The organism is Deltaproteobacteria bacterium (assembly GCA_016210045.1).
Taxonomy (GTDB): domain Bacteria; phylum UBA10199; class UBA10199.
In genome coordinates this window covers 48,038-64,940 of sequence record JACQUX010000029.1, presented here as the reverse complement: position 1 = coordinate 64,940, position 16,903 = coordinate 48,038, and the positions used below count along the sequence as shown (strand labels likewise).

The window sequence follows — 16,903 nt, the reverse complement described above, 5'->3', positions numbered from 1 at the left end:
CGCTACTCGACCTCATAAGTTCATCGCAGCGGGGACAGGTACCTTGCGATGTGCGGAAACATTGAATCGCAAGGTACCTGTCCCCGCTGCGATGATTTCAGGGGAGGGGGGTGTCGTAGATCGCCATCACGGTCTGCCAGTGGGCGAGCGCGGTGTTGTAGTCGAACGGTGGGCGCTCGGTGCCGGCGCGGCCTTCCGCGTCGTGCCAGCGGTGCAGGAATTGGCTGCGTTTCCGCGCGGCCTCTTCACGCGTGTCGGTCGGGTGTGGGCGGTAGTCGCGTCCGACCTTGGCTTGATGGAGCGCGAACCAACGGAGTGCGGCTTGGTATGCGTCGCGTAGCGCGCGGTCGCGGCAGGCGCGGAAGTGCGGATTGGCGGTGGCTGTGAGCGCTGAGGGTGGCTGGGGGCTGGAGGCCGGGGGTTGGCTCGGACGCGTGCCATTGGCCGCGCGGGGGACGAACGCGGCCTCGAGGCCGAGGCGGGTGTATTGGTCGTGGACCTCCGTTGTGATGACGGCCCCATTCGCGTCTTTCACACTCATGTCGCCGCCGGTATCCCATTCCAGACGCGCAGCGGGTGTGCGGTGCACCGCAAGCAGCAGCCGCGCCCACTCCGCGGTCGTCACGTTCCGGCGCCCCTGTAACAGGATAAAGAGACCGCGCTCGGTGGCACAGGCGACAAGCCAATCATCTCCGCTGCGCCGCGTGCCGGCTCGTTCGATGTGGTACAGCCGTGGCGTGGCGATCCACGACATCATCGCGGGAGCTGCATCGTTCGTCGCGCCCTGCGCGATCGTGCGATGGCTGCCGAGCAATGCGGCGCGTAAGTTCGCGCCGTGCTCGGCCGCGGCGTTGCCGTCGATATGGGATTGTGGCCGCGTGGCTGGGGCGGCGCGGTACGCAGTTGCCAAATGGAAGAGGTCTTGGGCCAAGCGGTCCAGCAACGGGGCGGCCCGTTGCCGACCGCCGATCACGCGTTCCAGCAGGAGCTGCGGTAATTGCTGGGGTGTCAGTTGGAATGCGGTCGCCGTGAGCGCTGCGCTCGGGTCTGGGGGATACGCGTAGAGGTGATACGTCGGTGGACTGCTGCGGCGATCGCCGGCCGTCAGCGTCGTCAGTGCCTTGTCGGCGGTTGGGTGCATGCCGGACTGCGGGCGTTCTCCTGGGAGCCAATGGAGGATGAGTCGGCTCCCTGGAGGGAAGGCGCGTTGTCGGAAGCCGAGTAGCGATAACAATACCGGATGTTGAAACGGCCGTGGCAGTACGGCATCCGGGAGTGTGGCGCTGCCGAGCGCGGCGATCGCGGCCGCGAGTGCCGGGTTTTTTTGTGCGGCTTTCGTGACTTCCACGGTGCGGGACTCGGGAGAGAACTCTCCGAGTTTAAGATGGGCATCGAACAACGTCAGCCAGTTCACGAGGCGCGCCGCGTGTTCGAGCAAGTCGGATGTCCAGCCCGTTCCGATATGGCGCGGGCGTTCGCCCGGCGCGAAGCTTGCGACGCAAGGGGTGGCGTCCGCGCCGAGGGCGAGTTCGGGCCAATAGGGGAGTTGGGAGCGCTCGAATCCGACCGCTTCGAGCAGTCGGACGCGTTCCGGCGAGACGACCGTCGTGGTGGTTGCGGGCTCGGCTGTTGTCATCGCGGTGGGGTCCGTGTCTGGGATGGCGGCGTCGTCGTCGACGGCGGGCGTTGCTGTGACGCGGCTGAGTCGGACGAAGGCGACCTTGGCCGCATCGAAGCCCTCTTCGCGGGTGTTGGAACTGAGTGCCACGACGCCATGCCGGATTTCCATCCCACTCCACGCCCGCCGCCGGTGATACGTGGCCCAGAGCGAGAACAACAGGTGGGCCGGGGTAAAGCGCTTCCAGTCGTCGGCGGAGAGGTTCGGGTCGAGGAAGAACGTACACGTTATTCCCGGTGTTGTGCGATCGAAGTCGAGGCGATCGCATTTGCAGACGGTGCGGCGGTCAGTGGGGGTGTGGCCGCCGCGTTTGGTCTCGACGCTGAGCTGCACGACTCCGCTGCGGGCCACGGCGTCGCGCAGTTGGGCAAAGGAGGAGATCGCAAAGTTGCCACGGTGATAGTCGGGGAAAAAGTTGTCGAATCCGGGCGTCCGCATCAGCGCGATGGCGCGGTCGAGCAACGGGGCGAGGCGTTGATACGCACTCGCGTCGCCGCCGCCGTATTGGACATGCGCGTAGCGTGGTGTTGCAGGTGCGGCGCTCGACGCGGATGCCTGGCCGAGCAGCGCGCGCAACAGTGGGGAGTCCGCGAGGAAGATATGCCGTCGAGGATCGTATTCCCAATGCTGCGTCTGGCGTTTTGTCGCGATGGCCTCGGCGAGGAAGAACAGCAATGCGCGCCGTGAGGTGTGCTGCCAGAATCGCTCTCGTGATTGGTTGCTGCGCTGCGGGAGTTCCAGCGTCAGGCCGATCCGGCGGCGTGCCGGATTAATGACAGCCGGCTGGACGTGCAGCAATTCCCCGTCTTTTTCGGGGCGTGGGATCACCGTGATATCGAGTTGATACTGCTCGTAGCGAAGGAGTTGCTCCAGGCGGCCGTATGTCTTGCTCCGGCCGTGCGCGTTGAAATGGGCGGCGACGGCGTCGTCAAAGGCCCCAAGGCCGCGGATGATCCAAGGACGGAGCATCTGCACCAGTTGCGGTGGGCCTTGGATCGTGAACGGTTCCGCAGCCGTTTCGGTCGTGGGATTCGTCTCCTCCTCTCCCAACTCCCCCTCACCCAGCCCTCTCCCCAAAGGGAGAGGGGAGCGGATGCGGAGCGTTACAGCGCCGACGGCGGCGTGGCAATCGGGCGCGGTCAATGGGTGCAGCGCGCGGAACAGCGTGAGATTGCCTTGGTTCGTCGGCGTTGGCAGGAGGATCTGGTCGTCGCTGATCGTGAGTGCGGCCTCGATATGCCGGCCGCCGCTGCTGGCATAGGCCTCGCAGCTCCAGAGGAAATACAGCAGATCCCCGGCGCTGAGCCGATCCAGAAAACCCGCGGTGTCCAGATGACAGGTCGCGTGGAGATAGAGCGTCTGTGTGGCGCGGTCCAGCTGCCAGGTGCGACAGTGGATCAAGTCGTGTTGTTTCCGGGCGTGGAGTGTGAGCGCGAGGCGGAACTGCGGTGTGATGCAGTTGCGCATCAGCGCAGCGAGATGGCGGTGTTGGGATTCATTCGCGAAATGGACGCCGATCTCGTCGGTCAACAGCGTGAGCGCCGCGGCGAGCCGCGGGGCCAGCGCGGCGTACAGTGCCGGGTCGCCGCCCAACGGTTGGATCGTGTCGGGCGGCAACGAACGCGCGGATGCGGGCGTGTAGAGTGCCGAGACGGCGGCAAGCGTGGGCCCGAGTGTGGCACATGTGGCGAAGAGTGTGCAGTCGTAGTGTTGGAGGTCCAGCGGAGCAGTCGGGTCGAGCGGCAGCGTACAGCGTTCCGTGGCGCCGCAATGGAAATATGCCCACGCGATGGCGAACAGGAAGATCCCGACGCGGGTAGTGGCCGCGAGTTGCGGACGAATAGGGCGCGGGCACTCGAATGTGCAGACGAATTGGTCCCGCGAGAGTTGGCCGCGCGTATGATGCTGACGCAACGGTGCGACAATCAGCGACGGCGCCGCGAAGGCCGTCTGCTGCACGTCGAGCAGCAGTTGCGTGAATCTTCCCTCGCGCACCGCGCTGCGCAGCCGCGTCAGATACGGATGATCGCGGAACGCGGCCAGCTCCGGTGCGTCGAGCAGCGCGAATGCGGCGGATATCCAGGGCGCCACTTGGAGAAAGCGCGCCTGGTCTGCGTCGGTGACACCCGTGACGAGTAGTCGCCGCGGTGGTGGCGATGCGGCAGTCTCCAGCGCAGGCTCCGTCGCCGCTGGAGGCTGGAGCCCACTGGGAACTGTGCCGGAAATTGTACGCTCCCGGAAGACCCCTGTCGGAGGCCATTTGCGGTCCGTTCCGAAATAGGCAGTGAGCCGGTCGTGATGCAACGGCTGGGTCGATTCACCCCCTCTCCCCGTTGGGGAGAGGGGCGGGGTGAGGGGGAGACGTCCGGGGATGGCCCCATCCGGAATGGATTTTCTTCTCCCTTTCAACAAAGCAGGGTTGCTTGTAAGTCGCGCCCCCGAGGGAAATTTCGGCGGTCCGAATTTCATGCCACCGCCCCTTTCCGGTGGACCGCTCGGATCACTTTATAATGCGCCAGCGCCTCCGGATATGGAAACGGCGGGGCCGGGAGGCCGCGGCCGGCGTGGTCGTGAAACTGGCGCACGAACGTGTCAAATTTCTCATCTGTGAGTGCCGCCGTTTCGACCGGGTGCGGCCAGAGGCCGGTTGGGACTTGGCTACGGTGCGTGGCGAACCACTGCAGCGCCGCTTGGTAGGCCCGCCGTCCCTCCGCTGTGAGTCGGGACCACGCGGGGCAGAGTGTGGGATCGTTCATCGGGCCGCGCGACAGCCCACTCCGCCGCGTAGTGCCGTCGTCCGTCAGGCGCTGCCACCATGCGAGCAATTCCTCCATGATCAGTTCGGGGGGTGCTCCTTCGAGATGCGGCCAACTTTCATAACAGGCGACGCGGATCGCGGGTTGAGACGATAGCGCGTACGCCATCGCGGCGATCAACAGGGACCATGCCTGTACATTGGGGGGTCGGTCGTTCTCAACGAGGATGAGCACCCGGCCCTCCGCCGGGAAGGCGGTGATGATCGGGCCGCGCTGGCTGGTCGGCGCCGCCTCGATCCGAAATTGCGGATGCGTGGCGAGCCACTGGATGAAATGAGGCAGTTTTGCCGAATCGCGCGCGGCGAGTTGGGCCTGCAATGTGGCGAGTCCCTCCAGCAACCCGGGCCCCAACGTCCGCGCGGCGGTGCCGACCAAGTCGACGCGCAGTGGCTTGCCGGGCGGGGTGGATGGGAGGCGCGCGGCGTGGGCGTCGTCGTACAGCAGCCGGAGCAGCGCGAGCAGATTCGCGTCGAATGGGGCGTGTACGCCGGACATATGGAATCCTGGGCTCTGGGGACCTGGATAGAGGCCCAGCCATTCGAACGGCGTCCACGTAGTGACCTCTGTGTCTCGTGGGAGATAGACGTGCAGCTGCCCAGGCGTGCGCGCGATCCGGACGGCACGCGACCCGAAGACGCGATCTCCGCCCGGGACGCGGTCCGCGGCCGACGGCGCGACGCGATGGATCGTGATGCCGGTGGGGGCGGTGTCGAGCAGCGGGTGCCAAAAGCGTCGCACCATGTCCCCCTGGGTGACGGAGGCCGGTAGCGCCTGCAGGACCGGGCCGAAATGTGCACTGGACATGTCGGACCGCTGATTCTGAAGGATCGCCGGATGGCGCACTTCGGCCCAGAGTCGGGCGAACCAGCTGTATGCGTGCGCCAGTACTTGCTGCCACGTCCCCGGCCATTTACCGGTGGCGACCACGTGGCCGTCGGTGTCGATTCGGAGCATGTGGGGGGGGAGCAAATCGGTCGCCATGGCCAACTCGACGCGGTGTTCAATCCATCCGTCCGGCGCGCGCTGTGTGAGGCCGACGGTATGGAGTGGCAGCGCCTGTGCCACCAACAGTGCGAGCTCGGTGCGGGTCAGCGAGTCCCCGAGTGCGGGATGGAGCGCCCAGGTGACGACGTAATTTGGCCGCGAAGGCACCGGGCCCAACACCCTTACACAATCGACGGTGGTCGGCGGGAGTTCCGCGGCCAGCGCGGTGTCGAGCGGTTGAAAGCGGCAGCGGATCCCGTACTGCGTGATCGCTTGCGTGAGTGCGCGGCGCGCGCCGGCGTCGTAGCCGGCCCGTTCCCAAATCGCCGCAAAGCCCGAGGGGACGGATTGCGCCGCTAACTCGTTTACGGCCGCCGTCCGCTCCGCTGCGGTCTCGCCGGCGCCGAGCCGTGTGGGCGCGCCGAGGTCGTGGAGGCGACGGAAGACTTCCACAGTCGCTGCGTCGCATGACGGCGCGCTGAAGTCCGTGTCGCGCAGCACGGCCTCGTCGGTCGCGGCGCTGTGGGTGGCGAGCCACCAGAGGAACAGCAGATCCCCCGGCGTGAGCGGCGGGGCGGCGGTCTTCGCGGCGCGCGTGATCTGCAGTCGATATTGAATGTGCGTCGGCGTTGTCTCCTGCGTGACGCTGACGGTCGCGTGCCACCGCAGCCCGCGATCCGCGCTGTCGAGACCATGATCGTGGTAATCGAGGCGGAGCGGTGTGCCGGCCTTGCGCTGTGCGGTGAGAAGGCGCTGTAACTGAATAAAGTGTCTTGCCACGTCCGGTAGATCGACCAGCGCGGCAATCGCTGCGGGGAGCAGCGCGACGGCTTGGGCCAACCGCAGCCGATACAGCCATCCGGGGCTGGCCGCAGTGCAGGCGAAGGTGCCGGGACTGCTGGTCATGGGGAGTGGGGCAACATAGCCAGCGGGGTCCAATGCCGCCAGTCGCAACGGATCGACGGCGAGGGATGATTTTTTTGCGCGAGCCCGCGTGACGCCGGGCGCTGCTACGGAGATGGAAGCGGATGCTCCAACGGTCGCGCGCCCGATCCGCCCCCCTCTCCCTTTGGGGAGAGGGCGGGGTGAGGGGGAGGATTCCGATAGGGGCGGGAGCTTCATGTCGCCCCTTTCTCTTTGGGAGGATAGATCCTGAAGATCGCCTCCCAGTGCTCGATCGCCTCGCCGACAGAGAATGGCGGGGCGTCACCGCCCAGCTGATCCGGGTGGTATCGCAACAGGAACGCCGCGCGCTTGCTGCGAACCGTGGTCCGATCGTCGCAGGCGGCGGGCAGTAACGCCGCGTCGATCCCGTCGGCATGCGCGCGAAACCACTCCAGCGCCGCCGCGTATGCCGATTTCGTGTCGCGCTCCGCCGCGCGGTAATGCGGATTCGCGGTCGGCTGGAAGGTTGAGGTTGGGGAGCGCGCCGTCTTCCGCGACCCGCGCCACTGCGCCAAGATCGCGGCGATCCGCGCGGTCAGACCGGAGTCGCCGGCAGTGACACGCCATTCGCCCTGTGGCCGCGCGACGGTGATCGGTCCCGTGGCCAGCGAGGCGGCCAGCAGCAGCCAGATCCAATCGGGGTCGGTCAGCGGCGCAGCGTGGTTTAGCAACAAGTACGTGGCGCCCGGGGCGGGCAGGAGTGTCGTGTGGGTGCCGAGTGCGGACGGCTGCGCGAGTCGCGTGATCGCGAAACGCCGCGTGTTTCCGCACCACGCCAGGAATGCGGCGCCGGCCGGTGTGGCGGCGTTCCGCGCCGCCTCGGCATGCAGCAGTTGCAGCACGCGAGTGACCGATGCGCCCACGCCGTGCTGGACGTCTCCTTGAATGTCAAATTTTTCCGGCAACGGCTCGGCCGCGCGTGCCCATTGACGTTGCAGCGCAACCAGTCGCGCGCCGGTGCTTGCGTTGCTGCCGTGTTGAGCGGCGACCTCGGCCCAAAGCGTGAGCGGCGACAGCGGTGGCGTGTGGCCTTTCGCCGTGGCCGCGAGTGTCACGTGCATCCGGTTGGCGCCATCTCCATGCACCCGCGTGATCGGGCCATCGTTCGGTCGATGCCCAGACGCACCGCTGCGTGCTGCAGTCGGGTGGTGCAGTACGACGTTCGGTACTCGGCCGAGCGCGACCAGCGGCTCCAACGCGGTGAGGGCCAGCGGATGGAGCCACGGGGCCGGGATGCCGAGCGCCGCGCGTTCCGCCGCAGGCAGTGCGGCGATCGCCTCGTGCAGGCATTCGCTCGCGGTGGTCGCAGGAAGCCCCGGATCGCGGGTCTGTTGCCGTTCGTATGCCGCGTGCAACACCCGCCACCATTGTTCTGCGGCCTTGAGCCACGCGGCGGACCAGGGGCCGGTTGGCAGGGTGCTGGTCGTGTCCAACTGGGCTACGCGGACCGCGCCGGAAAATTCGAGCCGATTGATATTTGCGATCTGCCGTTCCGGCCACTGGTCGAATCCCGCTGCGCCGTCTCCCCGCAATGCGTAGAGGAGCAGTCCGCGTGCCACCAGCAGCAGCAGATGGTGGCGTTCCACCATCCCGGCGAGTTCAATGCCCACGCGCCAATGGATCAAGAGTCGGTCGTTGTTCACGCCGATCCGGTGCGCGGCCAGCAGTGTCGCGCTCAATTCCCCGCGCGGCTGTATGGCGTCGTCGTCGGCGAGTTCGACGTAGAACTCGATCGGTTGTGCGGCAATGCAGCGGCGTACCGTGGCAATGTCCGGTGCCGTGTAGCCTGCGGCCTGCATTACGCTTGGCAGTTCTCGCGGTATCGTGCCTTCCAGCAATGCGGTTTGGAGCTCCGCGAGTGGGGAAGGCCCCGCCAATTCGGTCGTGGTGGACCCCAGCCGACCGCACCGTTGCAGCAATGCGCCGGTCGTATAGCTTGTGCGGCGCGGCGGTCCGGTGAGGTCCGCCAAGCGGACCGCCGTCTCCGGCGACCCCGCCCCGAAGTGGAGCGCGGCCCACAGCAGATACAGCAGATGTCCGGGACGCAACGAACGCCACAACGCCATCGGATGGCCGCGTTTTTCTTCCAGCGGCGGCATTTCCCGCGCGTCTACCGTGATGGCGACCCGCACGGTTCGCGCGCCGGCGTCGATCGCCACGTGCTCGATGCGGAGACTGTGCGTGGTTGTGGACACTGCCCGCGCCGTCAGCTCCACGGCATACGGCGCCGGGCCACTGAAACACGCGCGCAGCGTCTCGAAGTCGCGACGGAAGTGCGCCGTGCCAGGAAAGTCCCGTGACAGGTCAGGCGTGCAGAGCGTAACGGCCTCAGCCAACAGCGGCAGCAGATACGCGCTCACGGCGCGCTCCGCCGCCGGACTCCGGTCGATCACCGCGCTGCGGGCGCGCGGTGTCGCCCGTGGCTGCGGAATGAGGACCGTCTGTGGCGAGTCCCAGAACGGATTCACTTCCCCACTTCTGAACAAGGCGACACTGAATCGCCCTTCCCCACGCCGTTTCCCGGAGGCATACGCCGCCTGCCCCATCCCCCCACGCCCCCAATGGAATGCACTAACGCCCCCTCTCCCTTTGGGGAGAGGGCAGGGTGAGGGGGAGGCAGGCCTGGGCATTCCATTCGTATTGAGTATGGGTGGAATTTTCATACCGTCCCCCTCTTTGGGGACGGATAGATCGCCAGGATCGCTTGCCAGTGAATTACTAACAGCGCGTTCGTGATATCGGGATTTTCTTGCAGCGCCTGAGCCACGTCCGGCCGCGCCGCATCGTGAAATCGACGCATGACCGCGAAGCGTTTTTTCATGACCGTGGCGCGTGAATCGTCCGGTCGCGGCACATTGGCATCGCCCAGCGCCTGTGTGTGGGCTCGGAGCCATTTCAACGCCGCCTCGTACGCCACCCGTTTTGCTGCTGTTGCCTTCAGGTAATGCGGATTTTTCTTCGGATCGAATTCCAGCGCGCCATGGCCGCGGCGTGGTCCCGAGGTCGTCTGCGTGGCCGCAGCGGTCGTGGCCCCGATGTATGTCTCCCACGCCTGCGTCGCGGTCGCCGTGCAATCCCGCGCGGCCTCGACTTGCAACGTGCGGTCGAGCCAAACGCGCACGCCCTGCGCCTCCGGCAGCCGCGACGCGGTCAGCAGCAGCGGCCCGAACAGTTGCGCCATCGCCTCCGGACGCGTCGCCGGATCTGCATAGACCAGGCACAGCAACGTGTCGGGGGCCACCAACAGCGTCGCTTCGGGCGCCACTTCGCCGTGGGCCGGGACGTATTCCACGAAGACGCGGCGATGCGCGCCGATCCAGCTCTGGAAGGTGTTTCCCATTTCCGTGGGACCGGCTTGGTTGCGCTGCAGCATCGCGCGGAGCGCTTGCCCGAGCAGCTGCGCTGCGGGGCGCGCGGTGTCGTCGCCCGGGACGATGTCGATCCTGGCCTGGGCAGCCCCGTTGTTCTGCTCCCACCGATCGAGCAGCCGGAGCAGCGCGCAGGTGCGTGGCCAGAGCGCGGCGTGGCGTCCGAACGCCTCAGCGGGGAACAGCGTCTCGGCGCGCCCGCGTGCGGCGGCCTGCTGCTCCGGGATGAACACATGGGTGTTCACCGGATCGATCCGCGTGGTTGGCGGTTGCCCGGACTGCGGTGCCGCGGATTCCGTCGGTGATTCGATTTCGACACCGGCCGCAGCTGCCGGTGCGTCCTTCGGACGCCGATGCAACAGCACTGCGCTGGTCGTAGTGCCGAGGATCGTGAGTGGTGTGAACAGCGCGCGGGCGTGATTGGTGCGTAGCCCCGGCGGCAGCCAGTCCGGCGCCGCAGCGTTGCTGCCTGGCTCGGCAGCGGCTTGACGCAACCAACACCCGAGTGCCACGAGTCGTTCCAATCCGACGCGCGTCTCCGCGATCCACGCCGCGTCCCAGCTTCCGATCAGCCGTGGCTCGGTCGGCCATCGCTCTTTCATGAACGCCGCGTCGGCGCCCCCATACGGCATCCAAAAGTGGACGATCGCGTCCGGCCCCGACACCGGCAACGCCATGAACACCTCGGGCCAGCTGGATGCGGCGTGCGCTTGCACGCCGAGCGTGGTGAGCAGAATGGCCTTCGCGGTCAGCAGTCCGAGTTGTTCCGGTGTGAGCGCGTCGTAAGTGGAGGCGCGCAGTCGCCACGTGAAGTGCAACGGTGGCTGCGCGGCATATGCGTTCTCGGCGTGCGCCAGCCGCGCCGTGCCGCGTGGGACGGACGCATCGCGTTCCAAGCTCGTGATGACGCCCCGCCGCGTGATCAGGTCACATACCGTGGCGCGATCGGCGGTCGAAAATCCGCACGCGGTCATGGCGGGATCCAGCCAGCCCGGCACGCGGCGCGCGGCGAGGTCCTCGATCAGGGGTTGTCGCGCGGCCCTCGCCTGCGCAGGCGTCAGCCGCGTATCCGCTGTTGAGAGTTTGGAAGAAGGACTACCGATAAACGTGCTACGTGCCCCGTCGCCGGGACCATTTCGTCGGGATGTTGCACACTGAACGCACCCCGCCCCAAGGGACGGGGCATCCACCTCCCTCTCCCTTTGGGGAGAGGGTTGGGTGAGGGGGAGACCACCAGGAGTAGCACGGTCTAGAATCCTCCCCCTCACCCTAGCCCTCTCCCCAAAGGGAGAGGGAATAAAAAAAGCGCGGCGAGCCGTGAAGAATTTTACTTGGGAAGATTCAAGTGGGATGGCCGGAGGATGCCCGAGGTCGTTGCGTACCGGTCCCCGCAGTGCTGGACGTGGGCTCGGGAATTTGCCCGTTATGCCTTGTGTGCCCCCCAGCTTCATAGCGATCTCGCGGCATCGTTGCCCCCCCGGGCAGGTTATTGGCTCGCTTCGGTGCTCTGATCTGCACGCTCACTCGTTAGGGCCGAGGCGGGGAGCTGTCTTGTGGTCATGCCGAACTGTCCACGCCAATAATTTTCGACTCCGTCTGCTTGCCGTTCCAATTGGGTTATTTCCGCGGCGCTGAGCTGCCCAAACTCTGGGGCCATCGGTGGCGGATTTTGTCCCCGTCTCCGCGCCGCTTCAATCCGTTGCGCCTCCGCAGCCCGTCGTTCTGCAACTATCCTATCGAATCGATTGCGCAGATCGACGTGCGCTTCCAGTAACTTCTGCGCGAACGCGCGCTCATCCATCCGACGTTTATTCGCGGCTGAGGTCTGCTGTTGATACCAACCAGCCGGATCGTCTTCCGGTAAAAAGCCGAAGACGGCCATGCCTGCGGCCGGCAATCCCGCGCGCAGGACTAATGTCTGAAAAGAGTCCGTCGGTGTCGGCCCGCTCAGCGGGTACTGCCGCTCGAGTTGCGCGATGCTCGGGAGACTATGGAGTGCCGGAAGGACGTGTGATGCGGTGCTCCCATCGCCCAACGCTTGGGCGGTTCCGGCAAAGATCGCGATTAGATATTCGATCCGCGCCCGGACTTGATCGCAGTAGACCGCAAAGAGTCGTCGTAATGTCTGCGGCGATTGGCCCCCCAAGACCGAATAGACGCGCTGCGTGAGCGCGACCCGTTGCGTTGTCACGAGGTGGACGAAGATGCCCGACTCGTCTTGGAGATCGGCGAAGAATATTTCCAACTTGCCGGCCATCTCCGTGCCGCCCAGTTCCCGCAGCCGCGTAATCGTCCCGTCGACCAGTGCTTGCGCCGTGGCGATCTGTTCTTTGGACACGGCCGGCAGTGGCGGATACGGCACGCCGCGCGAATCGAGTGCGGTCCCTTCGCTGCGTTCCCGCACCCGTTCCAATGCCAGCTGCAAGCTTTGCATGACGGTACTGACTGCATGTCCTTGTTCCCGCAAATACTGCCTTGACATCGCGGGGAAGACCCCCTCCGCGATCGCATTGCGGAGCCAGCGATTCAGGGCTTTTTGTTCATCCAGCGCCCCATGGGCACTCAAAAGCTCCGAGACCTGCTGTTGCAGTCGCCCCAGTCCATCGACCGGTGTACGGGCGAATGCCTCGCCGTCGATCATGACGGTGGCGTACGAGGTCCCGAAAGTTCCAGCCAGTTGCGTATCGCCGGCTAATTCATTCCAGAGATCGGGACGCATCATGCGGGCGGCCCCGAGCTCCTTCCACGCGGTGTCAAGTCGGGTCCAGGCGTCTTCCGCGCTGTCCGCGGTGCCGGTGTACGCACTGACCCGCGTGCCGGGGAGCGCGGGGCGCTCCGGCGTTTCGTCGACGACGCGGAGCGGCACCGCGCGCGGCATTGGCAGCGCGACCTCTTCCGGATCGAGGATCCGGGACTCGATGAAATTGGCGCGCAACACCGCGATGACATATTCGCGGGCGAAGTTGGGGCCTTTGGCGAGCCGCGCCACCAGGCCGGTCCGCAGCGCGCGTGGCACGCCCTGCATCCGTCCGTCGATCGTCTCCGTCAGGATCGCGGCGATCCAGCGGCGCGTGTCGTCGTCCATTTCAAGGTCGATGCGTTCCGGCGCGGTGTCTAATCCCGTGGCTGGAATCGTGAACGTGACGGTCGTGAGTCCGGCCACGGTTGTGGTCATGTTACGGAGCGCCGTGTTCACGTCGCGGGGGAGGAAGGACACCTCTGCTGCGTCGTCTCCTTGCAGCACGAATCCGTGCCCCACCATTCCGGCTCGCGTGCTATTGGCAACGAGCCAATCTTGTGCCGACGCGATCCCCTGCGCGAGCGCGCAGATGATCGCGAATCGATCGGTGGCGGAAATCGCTCCCACGCCTTGGACTCCGCCACTCGCGCCGTTGACGTCCGTGAGCAGCATGTCCACCAACGCACGCAGCGCCGAGATTTCTGCTGGGGCGAGGGGATGCATTTTCCGCGCGCCGAGAAACGTGAGTTGATCGGCCACTCGGTTCCGTGCGGTGGCGCACTCAATCGGCGTCACCGCCTCCGGCGTGGCTAAGCGGCGATAGAGTCGCGTCACGCCTGGTAGTAGCGCTTCTACAGTCACTGCGTCTGTCGGCTTCTCGCCGGCGATCGTGATGTCAAACGGTGGGACTTCCGGCGCGGCCGCTGGCGGTTGGAACGGCACCAGGTCCGTCATTGGGACGCCTTCGATGGAAATATCGAATGAGGCTGGAGGCGGGGAAGGGGTGGCTGGTGACTCGTGACTCGTGACTGGTTCGGAGCCGGCGGCCAGGCCGCCTTGCAATACCGCTTCGCCGGTCACACGGCCTTCGACCTCGAGCGTGGCCGGCGGCAGAAACGCGCGCATCGCGGTCGGCGTGGCGACATGCGGCGCGGTCGTTTCTTCGAGCGCGGCGAGCAGCGCGTCGGTATAGGGCCGGAGCGCTTCGAAAGTGAGTTCTGCCCTTGGTCTCCTGGTGAGCTCGCGATACACGCCGACTAATGCCGTTGCATGGGGGCCATAGGCTTCTTGGACTCGCAATTCGGTATGAAAGGCGTCCAATGCGTCGCGTGCCATCCCCGAACGCCCAAAAACGACTAGGGCGTTTGGACCTTCCTGCTTGAGGTGATGCAGCGCGGCGGCCGGCGATGGTCGTCCCGGAAAAACGCGTCTATTGTGGTTATGCAGCGCCGTTCGACAGTTCGTCATTAGAGGGGTTGCTGCCCCCGGGCGTCTTTGTACTGGTGACATAATCTGCCTGCCTCCCGTCATCCTGCGCGGAGCGACGGATCTAGTTATTACTGCACCACTGGATTCTTCGCCTGCGGCTCAAAATGACAACAATGACCGCCCTCTACGTCAACTCGCCGCGTCCTTCAACCCCGTTACACGCCCAGCGGAAACTGCCGCTCCAACGCCTGTTGGATCGCTACACTGGCCGTTCGCCAGCTGCGCCCTGGTTTCAATTTTTGCCACTCAGCCCAGATCGCCGCCTCGATCGCGGCCTGCTCCGCGCCACGGGGACCGTATGTTTCCAGATATCTTGTGACCTCCTGATCGACTGCCGCTAGGGGTACGTTGAGTCGCTTGAGCAGTGCTTCCCGTTCCGCATCCGTGACCGGTGAGATTGCCTGGTTGGTGACTGTCGCTGGGGGTGCAGCCGGTTCTTGTGGCCGTCCGGCTTGGATCTCGTCCGGCCCGACTTCGAGGGCATCCCCTGTCTCTGCTGCGGCATCGTCATCTGTCCGACGTGTCGCTTCTTCGTCTTCCAGGGTTCTCCGACGTCGCTCCTGTTGCTGCGTCCACCACCAGGCTGCCTCTGTTGCTTGTCTGGCGTCATCCGCCTCATGCGCCACTTCCGGCGCGGCGACAGTGACCGCGGCCGGCGCTTCCGTTTCGCCATCCGCTGTGGCTCCTGTCTCAGCCTCAACCTCCGCCTCTGCCGCCACAACTGCTGTGCTCGGGGCTTCTATTCCCGCAACGGGGACTGGAGCTGGGATCGGTGTTCCCTCAGCCTGCGTAGCGGCCTCCACGAACGCGCGGAGTACTGGTGCAACGTCTAACAAGCCTTGCAGCACGGCCGCCATCGCCGGACTCTCGGAGGCGGCTCGCATCGTCAACACATCGGGGATTACCGCATCGCGCGAAACGCCGCCCACCAAAATCGGTGTTGTCGCCGTCATCGCTTCCAACAATTGTGCCGCTGGACCCAACAGTGCTGCGGCGACCGGATCGAGTGGCGGGCGTGCATCGGCCCGTGCCTCTGCCGCTGCGCGCGCCGCTTCCGCCGCCTCGCGCGCGGCGACTTGCGCGCGCAGCGTTGTTTCCGTGGCATGCAGTTTTTCCGATGTCGTGCGAAACTGCACATAGCCGGCAAATGTGGTCAGCACATATTTCGCATACGTCGTCGCCATGAAGCCGATAATGGACGCGCCGAGTGCGGCGTCGGACGCGGCCGTCACAATTTCCCGCGTCCAAGTGGCGAGTTGACCGCGATCCGCGTCCGTAGCCGTTCCTGCAAAGAGTCGCGCATGCAATGCCGTGTCATTGTGGACGCGGCGCCATAATCCCTCGCCGAGTTCGTCGAGGGCTGTGGCTGAGGCGCGGATCGCTGCATGCTCGTTGCTGTCGACCACGCGGAGTAGAAATGCGCTGAATGCCATGACCTCGGACGGTGTTGCTTCCGGAGCGGTGTGATCAATGGTGGCCGCGCCCGCAGTGCCCAGCCCGCTGGTCCCGCGCGCACTCCCCGCCACGCCGCTGACATCAATATGTCCCGTCCCATCGGCGCCGCTCAGTCGTGCCGGAAGCCCTCGACTGGCGCGCCCTGCGGCCAGCGCGGCGCTGACGTCGGACGGCGTGATCATCGCCCGTCGGCGGACAAGGCCGGTGCCGATCCGCTCGAACGGCCGCGAAGCGGTGGTTGGGGGTATACCGGAGGTTGCTGTTGGAATACCGCGCGGTCGTGTGAGGTGTCTGGGAAGTCCCGGGAGACCGAGAGTGGGGGGGCTGATTGTCATGTCAGTACCTCTGGTGTTGCGGTCGTCCCGAGTGCCGCCTGCAGCCGCGCGGCAATGGCCTCGACATCGTCTTGCGCGAATGCATCGAAGATCGGCGCGTCGTTTGGTGCGCGGAGCGCCACGACCAGCGCCGGAGCATCGGATGGGTCGATCCCCTCCGTGCCCGTCGGAGGGGAAGAGGGGACCCAGACGTACTGCGATCCTCGTCGCTGCCACGCATCCGCGACCAGTTGTTGTCCTCGGCGTCGCGAAAACGCCGGTCGCCCGTCCAGTCCGAGCAGCAGTTCCACGCCGCGCCAGGTTGGGGTGTCAGCTCCGGCTTCGGTCCGCACGCCGCGGACATTGAATGGCACGGCCTGTGTCGCATCGACGATCTGTTCCAGCGCGGCGCCACAGTCGAAACATCCCAGATCGAGCGGCTGATTGAGTCGGCCACAGAGTGCCATCAGGTCCAGCATGCCCACCGTGTCGCCGGCCTCATCCCGATCGACCGGCACTTCAAATTCCACGCCGATCAGTCCCGGCCGTCGCTCCAGCGCTGCGGCCAGCCCGGCGGCGGAGAACGCGGAGCTGCCAGCCGTGGTGGCTGGGAGTCGCTCGATGTCGAGCGCGAATGCGTACCCGCCCGAGGCCGCGACTGCATCCAGCGGAATCACGCCGAGGTAAAAGTCGTTCCATGCACTGTGCTGTAACGCCGCGTCCGGTCCGGCTGCGGTCAATACGGACCGCAAGTACGTGTCGCCGTTGCCGCTCAAGTTGTAACCGTATGCTGCAGGATCCTCGACAAAGCCGACAGCCGCTTCACTGAGGTCGTGGAGGACCTGTCCTTCGTCGTGCCGTCTATTCAGCGTAACGACGCTTGAATCCCGCCCCCCAACTGCTGCGTAGTGTTTCCCCATCCCGAGCTCGGCGAGGACCTGAACGGCCTCCGCGGCGTCGTGCAGTGGGACCAGCCGCTGTACCCGATACGCGCGTACCCCCCGCGGCGCAGCAGCCGATAACAGCGTCCGATGGCCTAATGGTCGAATCATAGTCTGACTCCCTTTGCTTGTTTATCGGCAGCGCTCCGGAAAAGTTGCTTGAGTAGACCTGAC

The 16,903-nt window shown here is 65.8% G+C and carries 7 protein-coding genes; all 7 read right to left on the bottom strand.

From position 1 onward, the window contains the following. Positions 1 to 97: 97 nt before the first annotated feature. Positions 98 to 3,769: a hypothetical protein gene (locus HY696_09480; protein ID MBI4238628.1), complete on the bottom strand. Its 3,672-nt coding sequence runs from the start codon at positions 3,767 to 3,769 to the stop codon at positions 98 to 100. Between the two features lie 374 nt (positions 3,770 to 4,143). Beyond that, positions 4,144 to 6,384, bottom strand: coding sequence for a hypothetical protein (locus HY696_09475; GenBank protein ID MBI4238627.1), 2,241 nt, complete (start codon positions 6,382 to 6,384; stop codon positions 4,144 to 4,146). 212 nt (positions 6,385 to 6,596) lie between these two features. Beyond that, positions 6,597 to 8,969: a hypothetical protein gene (locus tag HY696_09470; protein ID MBI4238626.1), complete on the bottom strand. Its 2,373-nt coding sequence runs from the start codon at positions 8,967 to 8,969 to the stop codon at positions 6,597 to 6,599. Positions 8,970 to 9,082: 113 nt separating this feature from the next. Then, positions 9,083 to 10,789: a hypothetical protein gene (locus HY696_09465; GenBank protein MBI4238625.1), complete on the bottom strand. Its 1,707-nt coding sequence runs from the start codon at positions 10,787 to 10,789 to the stop codon at positions 9,083 to 9,085. Between the two features lie 488 nt (positions 10,790 to 11,277). Continuing rightward, a complete protein-coding gene (locus HY696_09460) occupies positions 11,278 to 13,866 on the bottom strand; it encodes a hypothetical protein (GenBank protein MBI4238624.1) in 2,589 nt (862 codons plus the stop codon). Between the two features lie 308 nt (positions 13,867 to 14,174). Then, positions 14,175 to 15,656 carry a hypothetical protein gene (locus HY696_09455; protein ID MBI4238623.1) on the bottom strand — a complete coding sequence of 494 codons (1,482 nt, stop codon included), beginning with the start codon at positions 15,654 to 15,656 and terminating at the stop codon, positions 14,175 to 14,177. Positions 15,657 to 15,805: 149 nt separating this feature from the next. Then, the gene (locus HY696_09450; protein MBI4238622.1) at positions 15,806 to 16,840 is read right to left on the bottom strand and encodes a hypothetical protein; all 1,035 of its coding nucleotides are present in this window, start codon (positions 16,838 to 16,840) and stop codon (positions 15,806 to 15,808) included. Between the last annotated feature and the right edge of the window lie 63 nt (positions 16,841 to 16,903).

Excerpts from the sequence above, each read along its gene's own strand:
- HY696_09450 (MBI4238622.1), bottom strand. The coding sequence starts at position 16,840 with ATGATTCGACCATTAGGCCATCGGACGCTGTTATCGGCTGCTGCGCCG.
- HY696_09455 (MBI4238623.1), bottom strand. The coding sequence starts at position 15,656 with ATGATCACGCCGTCCGACGTCAGCGCCGCGCTGGCCGCAGGGCGCGCC.
- HY696_09460 (MBI4238624.1), bottom strand. The coding sequence starts at position 13,866 with ATGGCACGCGACGCATTGGACGCCTTTCATACCGAATTGCGAGTCCAA.
- HY696_09470 (MBI4238626.1), bottom strand. The coding sequence starts at position 8,969 with ATGGGGCAGGCGGCGTATGCCTCCGGGAAACGGCGTGGGGAAGGGCGA.
- HY696_09475 (MBI4238627.1), bottom strand. The coding sequence starts at position 6,384 with ATGACCAGCAGTCCCGGCACCTTCGCCTGCACTGCGGCCAGCCCCGGA.